Origin of the sequence: Streptococcus cristatus (assembly GCF_963529205.1) — a bacterium.
Taxonomy (GTDB): domain Bacteria; phylum Bacillota; class Bacilli; order Lactobacillales; family Streptococcaceae; genus Streptococcus; species Streptococcus cristatus_O.
Genome location: NZ_CAURYF010000041.1, coordinates 1 through 13,071, shown reverse-complemented (window position 1 = coordinate 13,071; position 13,071 = coordinate 1). Strand labels below are relative to the sequence as shown.

General features: G+C 41.5%; 17 protein-coding genes and 1 other annotated feature. All 17 genes read right to left on the bottom strand.

Going from position 1 to position 13,071, the window contains the following annotated elements:
* Positions 1-64, bottom strand: a sequence feature (ribosomal protein L10 leader region). This feature is flagged as partial in the annotation.
* A gap of 60 nt (positions 65-124) precedes the next feature.
* Complete coding sequence (locus tag RWS39_RS08455; RefSeq protein ID WP_125390738.1) at positions 125-466, bottom strand: hypothetical protein; 342 nt, start codon at positions 464-466, stop codon at positions 125-127.
* Between the two features lie 129 nt (positions 467-595).
* Entirely contained in the window at positions 596-1,393 is a 798-nt protein-coding gene (locus RWS39_RS08450; protein ID WP_314482476.1) for a formate/nitrite transporter family protein, read from the bottom strand.
* 113 nt (positions 1,394-1,506) lie between these two features.
* A complete protein-coding gene (gene mmuM / locus RWS39_RS08445) occupies positions 1,507-2,451 on the bottom strand; it encodes a homocysteine S-methyltransferase (protein ID WP_314482473.1) in 945 nt (314 codons plus the stop codon).
* A 136-nt stretch (positions 2,452-2,587) separates the two neighbouring features.
* On the bottom strand, positions 2,588-3,286 hold the full coding sequence (locus RWS39_RS08440; RefSeq protein ID WP_314482451.1) for a glucosaminidase domain-containing protein: 699 nt from the start codon (positions 3,284-3,286) through the stop codon (positions 2,588-2,590).
* Positions 3,287-3,582: 296 nt separating this feature from the next.
* Positions 3,583-4,170: a ribosome biogenesis GTP-binding protein YihA/YsxC gene (yihA, locus tag RWS39_RS08435; RefSeq protein ID WP_148876431.1), complete on the bottom strand. Its 588-nt coding sequence runs from the start codon at positions 4,168-4,170 to the stop codon at positions 3,583-3,585.
* 9 nt (positions 4,171-4,179) lie between these two features.
* The gene (gene clpX, locus RWS39_RS08430; RefSeq protein ID WP_314482447.1) at positions 4,180-5,409 is read right to left on the bottom strand and encodes an ATP-dependent Clp protease ATP-binding subunit ClpX; all 1,230 of its coding nucleotides are present in this window, start codon (positions 5,407-5,409) and stop codon (positions 4,180-4,182) included.
* A gap of 219 nt (positions 5,410-5,628) precedes the next feature.
* The gene (locus RWS39_RS08425; RefSeq protein WP_314482444.1) at positions 5,629-6,141 is read right to left on the bottom strand and encodes a dihydrofolate reductase; all 513 of its coding nucleotides are present in this window, start codon (positions 6,139-6,141) and stop codon (positions 5,629-5,631) included.
* 153 nt (positions 6,142-6,294) lie between these two features.
* Positions 6,295-6,780: a hypothetical protein gene (locus RWS39_RS08420; RefSeq protein WP_314482443.1), complete on the bottom strand. Its 486-nt coding sequence runs from the start codon at positions 6,778-6,780 to the stop codon at positions 6,295-6,297.
* A gap of 135 nt (positions 6,781-6,915) precedes the next feature.
* Positions 6,916-7,755 (bottom strand): thymidylate synthase, encoded by an 840-nt coding sequence (locus tag RWS39_RS08415; protein WP_314482441.1) that lies wholly within the window; start codon positions 7,753-7,755, stop codon positions 6,916-6,918.
* 84 nt (positions 7,756-7,839) lie between these two features.
* A complete protein-coding gene (locus RWS39_RS08410) occupies positions 7,840-8,247 on the bottom strand; it encodes a hypothetical protein (protein ID WP_314482438.1) in 408 nt (135 codons plus the stop codon).
* A gap of 44 nt (positions 8,248-8,291) precedes the next feature.
* A complete protein-coding gene (locus RWS39_RS08405) occupies positions 8,292-9,251 on the bottom strand; it encodes an ROK family glucokinase (RefSeq protein WP_314482435.1) in 960 nt (319 codons plus the stop codon).
* Between the two features lie 207 nt (positions 9,252-9,458).
* On the bottom strand, positions 9,459-10,304 hold the full coding sequence (locus tag RWS39_RS08400; protein WP_314482432.1) for a DNA/RNA non-specific endonuclease: 846 nt from the start codon (positions 10,302-10,304) through the stop codon (positions 9,459-9,461).
* Between the two features lie 73 nt (positions 10,305-10,377).
* Positions 10,378-10,566 (bottom strand): DNA-directed RNA polymerase subunit beta, encoded by a 189-nt coding sequence (locus RWS39_RS08395; protein ID WP_125372933.1) that lies wholly within the window; start codon positions 10,564-10,566, stop codon positions 10,378-10,380.
* Complete coding sequence (murA, locus tag RWS39_RS08390; RefSeq protein WP_314482429.1) at positions 10,559-11,839, bottom strand: UDP-N-acetylglucosamine 1-carboxyvinyltransferase; 1,281 nt, start codon at positions 11,837-11,839, stop codon at positions 10,559-10,561. Before murA ends, RWS39_RS08395 begins: the two co-directional genes overlap by 8 nt.
* A gap of 68 nt (positions 11,840-11,907) precedes the next feature.
* Positions 11,908-12,138, bottom strand: a complete 231-nt coding sequence (locus tag RWS39_RS08385; protein ID WP_125379579.1) for a DUF1146 family protein — start codon at positions 12,136-12,138, stop codon at positions 11,908-11,910.
* A gap of 87 nt (positions 12,139-12,225) precedes the next feature.
* Positions 12,226-12,648, bottom strand: a complete 423-nt coding sequence (locus RWS39_RS08380; RefSeq protein ID WP_005589741.1) for a F0F1 ATP synthase subunit epsilon — start codon at positions 12,646-12,648, stop codon at positions 12,226-12,228.
* Between the two features lie 7 nt (positions 12,649-12,655).
* The coding region (locus tag RWS39_RS08375) for an ATP synthase beta subunit C-terminal domain-containing protein (RefSeq protein WP_462982796.1) at positions 12,656-13,071 on the bottom strand (416 nt) is incomplete at its 5' end.

Genomic DNA, 13,071 nt, shown 5'->3' with positions numbered 1-13,071 from the left:
GTCCTCGGTAGGATCTTTATGAGTCAAGCTCCCCTACTGTCTTAGGCAGTTTTTTTCAAACCATGGATAATTATAGCAAAAGAAAAAAAAGATTGCAAGCTTTTTGTGCAATCTTTTTAATTTTTTATGCATTTTTAGGAAAAGTCTTGTCAAGCAAGGCTTTACTAGCATCGTCAGCAGGCACCCATCCATCTGTGAAAACTCGGTCTTTTATCCAAAGACGATTATAGAAAAAGGCCCAAAACAAATTGTAGGCAGTTCCTGCAGGTCTTAAGAAATCATCTGGGATAAGAAGCGTTGCAATCACAGCAAATACAAACAGTGATCCAAGCATGATCCCAAAGTATTTCCAGTCTTTACGAAAAAGAGGAACGAAAAAGTTAAATAGCAAGGTTGTAATAGAGTACATTGGTGACAAAGTTTTAACATTGCTGCCATCTGGTGCTTGAATAGTAAGTTTATTCATCAAGATCTCCTTAAATATAAAAATATTAATAAAGTTTAACAAAATTTTATATGTTTGTCAATTTAAGCAGATCTAGACGGGAATCATAGCGTCACTTCTTCAAAAAAAATGTAGCCCTAAGGCTACATTTTAATCTACATAATGTTCTTCTTTTTTATTGAACCAAGCATATGGCAGACCGATTAGAAGACCACCGCCAATCAGGTTTCCTACGAAGGTCACAGCCCAGTGGCGCAGGATATTTCCAATACCAAAATTTGCCACCTCTGATGCAGCTGAGCTAAACTTAACGATAGCAAAAGAAGCAAAGTTGGCTGCCAAGTGTTCGTTGGTTAAGAAGACAAACATATAAATGTCTGAAATAACCAAGAAAAGCTTGGCTGTACTATCTTTCACCAAGACGAAGGAAAGAATCGCAATATTAACGAATACATTGGCTAGAATACCCTCAAGTAAAATAAGTTCATTGGAACGGGCAAGCTTCATCTGCACAACACCAGCAATGAAACTTTCCTTGCTAAGTCCCGCATAAGCTGCCGAATTAGCAAAGAGCCAGCCGGCAATCAAGGCGCCAATCAGATTGAAAAAAGTACAATACAGCAAAATCATCAAAGCCTTTTTCCAGTCGATCTTCTTCAGAAAAGTGCCCGCCGTCAGAAACATCATGTTGGAAGTCACCAGCTCAGCATTCAAAAAGACGATATAGGCCAATCCCCAAGCAAAGATAAAAGGGAAGAGAAAACGACCCGTTCCTGGGACAATCTTATTTGTCAGGTCTGCCGCAATAGCTCCTGCTCCTGTACTGAAAGTCAGAAAGGCCCCCGCAAAGATAGAGCGAACAGCATACTTCCCTTTGCTTGTGTCAAACAAGCCTTCTTTCTTACGACAAGCTGCTTCTATTTTTGGAATAAATGTCGATTCGACCATAATAATTCTCCTCTAAATTTAACTATGTACAGTATATCACAAACTTTTATTTTTCGAAAGCGTTTTCTGTAAGTTTTTTGCTAAATTTGAAATTGAATTTGGAAAACTACATTTCAAGTTCTTAGTTCGCTTGCTAGCCGCCTTATATCTTCTGGCCGAGTTCGACAGCAACCGCCAAAAAGCTGAACGCCCTGCTTCTTCCAAAGCTGACTGTAATCAGTTAAACAAAACTGCTGCTCAGGATTGTCCTGCCAAGTATTCGTCACCCCATTATAGACCTCTCCAGAATTTGGATAGGCTAGTAAGGGCTTATCGCACACCTGTTTCAACTTTTCTAATAAAGGAGCAATCAAATGTGGAGCTGTGCAGTTAAAACCGACAGCCAATACTTGTGGACTCGACTGAGCCAAGCGCCCAACTTCTTCTATCAGTGTTCCATCCGAAATCGCTGATACCGTTTGAGCGGTAAAAGATAAATAGGCTTCCACCTGAGGAAATTCTTCTGATAGTAAATGAACAAGCGCCTTGGTTTCTGCTCCGTTAGGAATTGTTTCAAGTGCCAATAAGTCACAGCCCGCATCCAGCAAGGCTTGAATGCGCGGACGATGAAAGTCTTTAAATTCCTCCTCACTCAAGTGATAGGCTCCTGTATATTCCGATCCATCAGCCAGGTAAGCAGCATAAGGTCCGACAGATCCAGCTATCAAAGGATATGAACTCTGCTGCTCATCTAGCGATAATCCCTGCCAGACATTTTTAACAGCTGCCTGTGCCAAAAAGACCGTTTCTTTGAAGATTTCATAAGCCTTATCTAAACTCAATCCTTCTTCGACCAAAGCTGGAATGCTGGCTTGATAACTGGAAGTGGTGATGATGTCACTACCCGCCCGAACATAATCTTCATGCAGGTCTTGGATAATCTGAGGATTCTCAAGCAAGTACTTGGCTGACCAAAGCCGACCAGAAACATCATAGCCCTGCCTCTCCAGCTCTGTCCCCAAAGCACCATCTAGAATTATTATGTCTTGCTTTTCAAGCAAGTCTTTAAATGCTCCCATTCTTGCTCCTTAAGCTTTTTCTAAAATAGCAGCTTAGTCAGTTTTACTAAAAATAAATAAGTCTGCTTATTTGAAATTATCGTATACTTCGTTAGTAAAACGCAAAAAAGAGATTATTGCAATCTCTTTTTCTTATCTAGTTATGTGATGCCCATACTTGGTCTGTTTCCAGAACATCTTGAGTCGTGTATTGTCCACGGTAAGGATTGTAAACCATATTAGACGCTCCTGTCTGATAGCTAGGCGAATCAAACTGGGTCAGATTGTATGCTTCAATCAGATAGTTTAATTTTGCATAGTAATGACTATCCGTTGCATATACACCTGTCAAGGCAGCTGTCGCATCTTGATAAGTCGGGGCATTGCTCTTCCAAGCTCCCGCAAAATGACTTTGTCTCAAGACGTAGACATAATCCTGAAGTGACTCAGCGTAACTTGAGTAAGAGCGGAATTGATCATTGATCGCGTAAGTATTGCCCTGACCATCTTCTTCCAAAGTCTCCATCGTCGCTGACTGACCAGCATAGGCTCCTTTAATCCCGAACAGATTATAGTGAGGATAGCCTGATAGACCAGACTGGCCAGAACCACTCTCTAAAATAGCTTGTGCAATCATCACAGAAGCATACAGATCATTATCCTGAGCCAACTGGCGAGCTGGCTCACTAATTTGTGAAATGAAATATTCTGTTTGGTTCAATGGTTGCTGAACAGCATCATTTGCACTTGCTGGTTTGATTTGCTTTGACAAAGCAAGACCAAAGACAATGGTTGAAGCCATTACTGCCAAACCTGTCAAAAGTTTTTTTCTTTCTTTTGAAATTCTCTTCTTCACAGTCTTTCTCCTAAATACAATATTTATTCTACTATTGTAACATACTAAAAGCAAAATAACATTAGCAATAAATTACAAGTATATGACATTTTTTTAGATCTTCCTCAAATATAAGTTTCACATGCCACGATTGTTCCATTCAAAACTTCCTCGTTCGACTTGCACAATGAGCCTTATCACTAAGATATACAGACTGAACTGAAGATGAAAATAACCTGACTCCAACCCATACGGAATCAGGCTATGATCTTAAACTCTGAAAATTCAACTATCTCATTTTCCTTATCATCTAACATCTAGATCTTGCCTAAAATAGCATCCCAGGCTTGATCAAGACCAGTTTTATCAGCTGAAGAAAAGATAATAAAATCATCAGTTTTATCAAAGTCCAGCTTTTTCTTAATGGCGCTCTCATGCTTGTTCCACTTACCACGTGGAATTTTATCAGCCTTGGTAGCCACAACAATAACTGGAATTTCATAGTATTTGAGAAATTCATACATCTGCACATCATCTGCACTAGGATCATGGCGTAAGTCTACTAGGCTCACGACCGCTCGCAGATTGTCCCGACTGGTCAAGTATTCCTCAATCATTTTGCCCCATTTAGCGCGCTCCGTTTTCGAAACCTTGGCATAGCCGTAGCCAGGAACATCCACAAAACGGAGCTTATCATCAATGTTAAAAAAGTTCAACAGTTGCGTTTTACCAGGCTTACCTGAAGTCCGTGCTAGATTTTTGCGATTAAGAAGAGTATTGATAAAACTAGATTTACCGACATTGGAGCGACCCGCCAAGGCTATTTCCGGGATATCATCCTGAGGGTAATGCGATTTATTGGCTGCACTCAGTAAAATCTCAGCATTATGTGTATTGATTTCCATAAGCTTCCCCTAGGCAGTTTCTAAGATTGGCTTGTCTGTGCCGTCCACTGCTTCCTTCGTGATACGAACCAGCTTGACATTTTCCTGACTTGGAACTTCAAACATGACATCCATCATGGTTTCTTCAATAATTGAACGAAGGCCACGCGCACCTGTCTTGCGTTCGATGGCTTTCCTAGCAATGGCTTGCAGGGCTTCCTCGTCAAATTCAAGCTCAACATCATCATAAGAAAGCAAGGTTTGATATTGCTTCACTAGCGCATTTTTCGGTTCATTCAAAATGCGAACCAAATCATCAACAGTCAGCTGCTCTAGGGCTGCAAAAACTGGCAAACGACCAATCAACTCAGGAATAATCCCAAATTTTTGAATATCATCAGCGACAATAGCCTGCATATAAGACGCACCTTCGTCGATTGCCTTATTGTTTTGACCGAAACCGATAATCTTCTCACCAAGACGTTGTTTAACAATTTCTTCGATACCGTCAAAAGCACCACCAACGATAAAGAGAATGTTCTTGGTATCAACCTGAATCATTTCTTGTTGCGGATGCTTACGACCACCCTGAGGAGGCACGCTAGCAACTGTTCCTTCGATAATCTTCAGCAAGGCTTGCTGAACACCCTCACCTGAAACATCACGAGTGATAGAAACATTTTCGCTCTTCTTAGCAATCTTGTCGATTTCATCCACATAAATAATACCGCGTTCTGCCCGCTCGATATTGAAGTCAGCTGCCTGTAAAAGCTTGAGCAGGATATTTTCCACGTCTTCACCAACATAGCCAGCCTCAGTCAAGGCTGTCGCATCCGCGATAGCAAAAGGAACATTGAGACTGCGCGCCAAGGTTTGAGCCAGGAATGTTTTCCCAGATCCAGTTGGACCAATCATGAGGATGTTTGATTTTTGTAGTTCCACATCATCCTCTTCGCGGCTATCATGAAAATTAATCCGCTTATAGTGATTGTAAACGGCAACTGCCAAAGCACGCTTAGCCCGATCCTGACCGATCACATAGTGGTTCAAGATATTGAGCAATTCTTGCGGTGTTGGTACTTCAGAAAGATCAGCTAAAACTTCCTCAGCTAATTCTTCTCGGATAATCTCCTGCGCCAATTCGACACATTCATTACAGATAAAGGCATTGTTGCCCGCAATAATTTTTTGGACTTCGTCCTGATTCTTTCCACAGAAAGAACAATATACCATCATCTCATTATTACGATTTGTAGGCATTGTTTACTCCCATTCTAAATTTCTAATTCAATTTTTTATTTACATTTTAAAAGAGGGTCATATAAAAAGCATGGATGGAATTAACAAGATTCGTAAAAGCATTTAACAAAAATAAAATAGCCAATCCAAAACGTTTTTTACGAAAAGTCTGAAAAGAACAAGTCAGACAAATTGCACATAAAAAGGCCGTAAAAAAACCAAAAACACTTCTTTCCATTCCTATGAACCCTTTCTTTTGAGGATTTTTACGGTGAAATCATACTCATTTTTTTCATCTTTGGGTCGAAAACGACTGCTTACTTCATCAAACTGTGTCAAATCAAAGTCTGCTGGGAAATAAGTATCACCTTCTAAGCTAGCATGGATTTCTGTCTTAATCACCTCATCCAATTCATGCTCGAATAAAGAAAAGATTTGACCGCCACCGATAATATAAAGATTCTTCTCTTGCTCTTGGTACCATTTCAACACCGCTGGGAGATCATGGAACACCAAAACACGCTCATCTTCAATCTGATAATCCCTATCACGTGTCAATATCAGAGTCTGTCTATTTGGCAACACGCGTCGATGCATGCCATCAAAAGTTACCCGCCCCATTAGAATTGCATGTTCAGTCGTGATTTCTTTGAAATGCTTCAACTCTGCTGGTAAATGCCATGGCAAGCTTTGGTCTTTGCCAATCAGACCATTTTGATCCTGTGCCCAAATCGCCGCAATCTTTTTTGTCATTTCTCTATCCTTCACATTGATATTTCTATTCTATCAAAATTTATTAAAAAAGACTTGTTTGGACTATCACTTCTATCTATTTATTTTTGTCAGACAATCCAGATAAAAAATCGATAACCAAAAAGATTATCGACTATTTGTTTGCTAGGCAAATTACTCTTTCTTCATCTTTTTGACAAAGACAAATCCTACAACAGCAGCCACAAGGCCAAACAAGGAAACGTTCAAGAGGGTTGAGTCTGTCTTCTTAGGCTCAGCAGTGGCGGCCTCTTTCTTATCCGCTAAGGGATCAATATCGCACCCCTCTCTTTTGACTGACTTACCTTCAGTTGAATCCTCAGCATTGCTTTGCTCGGTCCCTTTGTTTTTAGGGCCTTTTCCATGACAAAGCAAATCAATCGTATAAGATTTCTTTCCCTGATTTGCCCCATCCGAACCTTGGTCTACAAGCTGCAGAAAGTCATCTTCTTCCACTGAAGAATCCGCAATTTGCTCAGGTTGGGACTCTGCCTGCTGGACTTCATCCGCACCCACAACAGCCATCGGTGTCACAGAAACCGATAGGCCAAGCAAAAATGAACAAATGCCTAGACTAAAGAGCTTTCTCCTGCTTCTATGTGTTAAAAAATTTGCTTCCATATCAATACCTCCGAGATAGGCAATAGCGAAACACATATATCTATTGTCATTATAGCACTTACAAAATATATTTCAATCATTTGCTCTAGGAAATTTAAAATCCCCACTGACCTTCATTCAGTAGGGAAAATACAATCAAATCGCTAAGTCGAATTTGAGTTGAGGTTTGACCGGATCATAGTCTAATAGCTCAAAGTCCTCTGCTTTGATATCAAAGAAATTGGTCCCATCCGGCACATTTAAAACGAGTCGAGGTTGGCAGTTGCTAGGTTCTCGGCGTAACAGTTCCTCCGCCTGCTTAAACTGGTTATCATAGATGTGCAAGTTATTGATAAAGTAAAAGAACTTGCCGACTTTCCAACCGAAATGCTTGGCAATCATCATCTGCAGAGCCACATACTGCATAGCATTGATGTGATGAGCAACCAACATATCATTTGAGCGCTGGGTCAGAGTCGCATCCAGATAAATGTCTCCATCTACACGCCGAACGTCAAACATGGTCTGAAAAGCGCATGGAAGCAAGCCATCTGTTTCTTCAAAAGCTTCATAATCCCAGAGAGAGATGATATTGCGGCGATTCCAAGGATTAGCCTCCAGCTGTTGGAGAATTTTATTGATAATATCATGCTTTTTGACAACAGCTCCGTAGCGCTGACCAATCGTACCCGTATCACCAACTTCCCAGTCATTCCAGTAGTGAACATTATACTTGTCGTTGAGCAGTTCCAGACTATTAGACTGGTCTTGATAGATCCAAAGGACTTCTTTGATGGCAGACTTGATAGCAATAGGGCGCAGAGTCGTAATTGGGAACTCTCCTTTGCTCAAATCATATTCTGCAAAAGAACCAGTGATATATTTGGAGTTAGCCACATTTCCATCCTTGTATCGCGGACGGGCATTCTCAGAAAAAACACCTTGCTCCATAATCTTTTTTATATTCTCTTTGAAAATCGTATCTGCTAGCGTCATGATTTCTCCTTCGTTCAGTGAGCTTTTTCTAGTATAGCAAATTTTCCATAAAAATTCTCCTGCCAAGTTTAGCAGGAGAAAACTTTATTTGACCCATTCATCTGGATGATTAAGCTTATTCGCATCTTTTTCTGATAACCTCAAGGTAATATCTGACACAGCAGGAATATTTGAAAGGGTGACATAGGGGTAGTTTTTGTAGGTCGTGAATTTAACGCCACTTTCTCCCTTTCTCCCACTAATATCGTAGATATAATTAACCTCTGCATCATCAGGTAAATCAATCCAGGCATCTTCATTGTCTTCCTCAGATTCGACCTTATCCAGAATGTCTGCAAATTCATCCAAAGTTTTGGTATTATTTGTCTGATAAACTTGCTGATTCTGACTATCCAATATGGTCAGAAAGCCCTCTGTCTTTGATTTGCAAGCGGATAAAATCAAAATAAAGATGGGAAGTAATACTAGAAAATAAGCGATTTTTCTCTTCATTTTAGCCCTCCTTATAGCTATGCTAAGAGAGGAAGTAGTTAGAACTATTGAAGTACCAGCGAAGCTGCTCCGATAACTCCAGCATCATTTCCTAGAGTTGCAAGAGCTAATTTTGTAGATGTGCGTACTTGTGGGAAGGTATTTTCGTCGTAGACTTTTTGAACACCTTGTAGAAGGAATTCTCCCGCTGCTGACACTCCGCCACCGATAACAATCGTTGATGGATTAAGGATGGAACCAATATTGGCACAAGCAATTCCCAAGTAACGTGAGAAGTTACGGTAAACGATCAAAGCAAGGTCGTCGCCTTCTTTTGCAAGGTCAAAAACAGTTTTAGCAGTTACTTCTTCACCATCATCGATCAGGCGTTTCAAGGTCGCATCGCCTTCGTATTCGTCAGCATAGCGACGCGTCAAGTTGACAATCCCTGTTGCTGAAGCAACTGTCTCAAGACAGCCCTTTTTACCACAGGTACATGCGATTGGTTGGTCGAAGTCAACAGTGATGTGCCCCAGCTCTCCTGCTGCCCCAGCTACACCGTGAAGAAGTTTACCTTCTGCAACAATACCGCCACCAACACCAGTACCAAGTGTCATAAAGACCACGTCTGGTTGGTTTTCACCAGCACCCATCCAACGCTCACCAAGCGCAGCTACGTTGGCATCATTATCGATGAAGAAAGGAATGCCCAAGACTTTTTCAATTTTTTCTTTAATTGGTTGGAGGGTTTTCCAGTTCAGGTTGTAGGCACCGATAACAGTCCCTTTCTCACGGTCAACCACACCCGGTGAACCCATTCCAATTCCGATAAAGTTCTCTGCTGATAGATTTAAGAGCCCCAAGCGATGCTGGATAGACTCAATCATATCGTCTACAATATGGCTTCCCTCGTCCAAAATATTGGTCTTAATAGACCATTTTTCTTGGATTTCACCCTCTTGCGTCAAAATAGCAAATTTGATAGAAGTTCCGCCTAAATCAATCCCAATAATTTTTTTTGACATGATATTCTCCTCTGTATTCGTTCTCCCTTTCATTATAGCAAATTTTTTCAGCGTAGAAAAGGTTTGCACAGTATTTTTTACTTTTAGTTTATGCTCATTTCAATATAAAGCAAAATCGGCACCTCTTAAGGCGCCAAGAAGTCTATTGAAGGCCTTCAAGCCAACCTAGCTGCTAACTTCAAATGGATCATATTATTTAAATCACATTTATCTAAGGCTCACTCTGCCAGTTCGATAATCAAGGGCAATTCCTGACTGGACATTGGGAACAAAGACATTGAATTCCAAACTTCCATCGCTGGACTTGGCTTCTAAATGCGAGCCAGATGGCACCAGATCATTTTCTGAAGCATAGATCAAAGTGACGCGATAGCGGACTCGCCTATTCTGATCCAAAGCACGACGAACCTGAGTTTCATAGTAATTCTGTCCCGTCGAGTTATCTTTATTGGCCTGATTGGCCCAGGCTGTTTGGACTGCGATATTGGCTGGATTGCTAGTGGAAGCATCGAAGCCCTTTAAGCCACCGATGAGAGAGTAAGCCAAGAGATGCCCGCGATCTACTGCATGGTTGTATTCACCTGATAGATGTTTGACTTGATGCCAACCGGCAGGGACCCAAGAAGTGGAACCATTTCCCGTTTCTTCTCGTGATTTATACTGGCGGGTCGGTTTGGCAAGCAAGGCATTGGCGACTGTTGGAACAGTCTGCCCCTGAACCATCTTCGTTTTATTATCTGCATAAGGCGCACTCGACACTTTGGCATTTAAGTTCGTTTGATTCCCATTGATGATGAAAGCCCCTGCCCCATTCCACTCGATTTTTCCACCAAGTTGCGAACGCACTGAGTCTGTGAGAACACTCTCAGCCAGCGCTTGATCTGGTGTGCTGGTATCCTTATTTTGACTGACAACTGCAGGTATATTTACTGCTGGTGACTGAGTGCCATTTCCAAAAAAGTAGGCTCCCAGTGATAAAGTCAGAGCAACCAGAAGCCCAGCTATCGTCTGAGTAGATTTAGTGCTCTTTTTTTGTAATTTCTTTTTTGGCATATTTTCCTATCCATTTAAAAGGACTGTGCAAAGATTCTGCACAGTCAGTAAATTAACGAACACTCTCGGCAGATCACTGACCAGTAAACTTAGAAATAAGCTCTTTCCAAGTATCTGGTGATAAGATAGACCAAGGATTATCTGCATTTCCAATCACACCATATCCGATGACCAGACCAAGACAAAAAATGATAAAAGCGACTACCAGCACCAAGGAAATGATGCCTAGTTGTCTAGCCAAATATTTCCAATTTTCACTCATCATCTTCTTCCTTTACACGTTTGACGTTGGCACCAAGAGCTGCCAGCTTTTCATGAAATTTATAATAGCCACGATCCAAATGAACTAACTTGCTAACTTTTGTTTCGCCTTCAGCAATCAAGCCCATCAAAATCAAGGTTGCACTAGCTCGAAGATCTGTCGACATCACTTCTGCTCCTTGCAGGCTGCTACCACCCCAAATCCGAGCGGTATCCCGCATGATGTCGGAGTGAAGTCCCATCCGTCGCATCTCTTCTAAGTGCTGGAAGCGATTTTCAAAGACCGTCTCAACCATGACAGACTCTCCTTGCGCTATCGCCATCAAGGCAGTAAACTGAGCCTGCATATCAGTTGGGAAGCCTGGATAGGGCAAGGTTTTGACAGAAACAGCTTTTAACTTTGAAACATCCGAGCGGACACGAATCCCCTCGTCTTCTTCAGTCACTTCCACACCCATTTCTTGCATTTTTGATAAAAGTGGACGATTGTGCTCCCAAATCGCATCTTCAATCAGCAAGTCACCACCTGTCATGGCAGCAGCAACCATAAAGGTTCCAGCTTCGATACGGTCTTGCACGACATTGTGCTCAGCTCCATGAAGTTTTTCAACACCGATGATTGTTATATTCTCCGTTCCTGCCCCTCTGACTTTAGCGCCCATTTTATTTAACAATAAAGCCAAGTCAACAATCTCAGGCTCTCGAGCAGCATTTTCAATAACAGTGGTACCTTGAGCCAAAGTTGCCGCCATCATAATATTCTGTGTCGCGCCAACACTTGGGAAGTCCATGTAGATATGGGCTCCCATCAAGCGGTCTGCCTTGGCCTCGATATAACCCGCAGTCTGCGTAATCTGAGCACCCATTGCCTCCAAGCCCTTCAAATGGAGGTCGATCGGACGGCTACCAATCGTACAACCACCCGGCATGGATACTTTTGCATGCCCATTACGAGCAAGAATGGGACCCAATACTACAATCGAAGCCCGCATCTTGCTGACATACTTATAAGGAGCCTCTTCGGTCAATGGTTTAGTCGCATCTACAACTACAGTATTTTCATCTTGGTTAAAGTCTACCTGCGTATTCAAGCCGCGAACAACATTGTTCATGGTAAAAACATCCGAAAGAACTGGCACATTTTTAAGAGTTGTTTTTCCCTCACTGGTTAAAACAGTTGCTGCCAACAGCGGAAGCACCGCATTTTTAGCTCCTTCAATCCTAACTCTACCAACCAGACGGTTATTTCCACCCTGAATAATAATTTTTTCCATACTAACTAGTTACTCCAAATCTTAAAAATTCATCCTTACTATCATATCATAAAATCAACAATCTGACCTTATAAAGTTCCATTAAAGATTGCCCGACTCATATCATAAATACCGATAAAAAATAGGCTAGTCATGTAGCCCAAGGCAATACTTAGCAATAAAATCAAAAAACGAATTTTGATGGCATTATCAGCATTTACTTTTAAAAATTTTTCCCAACTGACTACTGTCGCTAAAAGGTGAAAAGACATAAAGATAAAGAGCAGATGACTGCATAATCGAAACATTAATTCTATCATAGATTTTATTATACCATAAGAAGAGCTATTTCTAGCGGAAAGGAGTATGAGACAGCAAAAAAGAATGGAAATTCCATTCTTTTTTCATTACATTCTTGTTCCAACGTTAATACGGTTGATGGCACGCTGGAGAGCGATTTTAGCACGTCGCTCTTGGTCAATCAAATGCTTGTCTTGGGCTTCTTCGATCTCTTTCTCAGCACGTAGCTTAGCTCGCTCGGCACGGCTGATATCAATATCACGCTCACGCTCAGCTGAGTCCGCGATAATGGTAATCACATTATCAGCGATTTCTATGATGCCACCGTTGACCGCAATCCAGTCAATATGCTTATCATCATCGATTCTGCGTACCTTGACTTGATCCACTTCCAAAACAGCAATTGTATTGATATGGCGAGGCAAAATTCCCATTTCTCCGTCAATCGTTTTTACGGAAACAAATGCAGCACGGTGATCATAAATCAGACCATCCGGTGTAACGATTTGTACTGTCATTTGAGCCATCATTCACCTCTTAGAATCCCATTTTTTCTGCTTTAGCAATGACATCCTCAATCGAACCGACACCACGGAAGGCATCTTCTGGTAACTTATCGTACTTGCCTTCGAGGATTTCTTTAAAGCCACGAACTGTCTCAGCTACAGGCACATAAGATCCCGGCTGACCAGTAAATTGCTCCGCAACGTTGAAGTTTTGAGACAGGAAGAATTGGATCCGGCGCGCACGCGCAACCAAAGTCTTTTCTTCATCTGACAACTCATCCATACCTAGGATGGCAATGATATCCTGCAATTCATGATAACGTTGCAATACGCGTTTCACTTCAGCTGCCACTGCATAGTGCTCTTCACCAACAATCTCAGGAGAAAGAGCTCGAGAGCTTGAAGCAAGTGGATCCACGGCTGGATAAATCCCCAATTGAACCAATT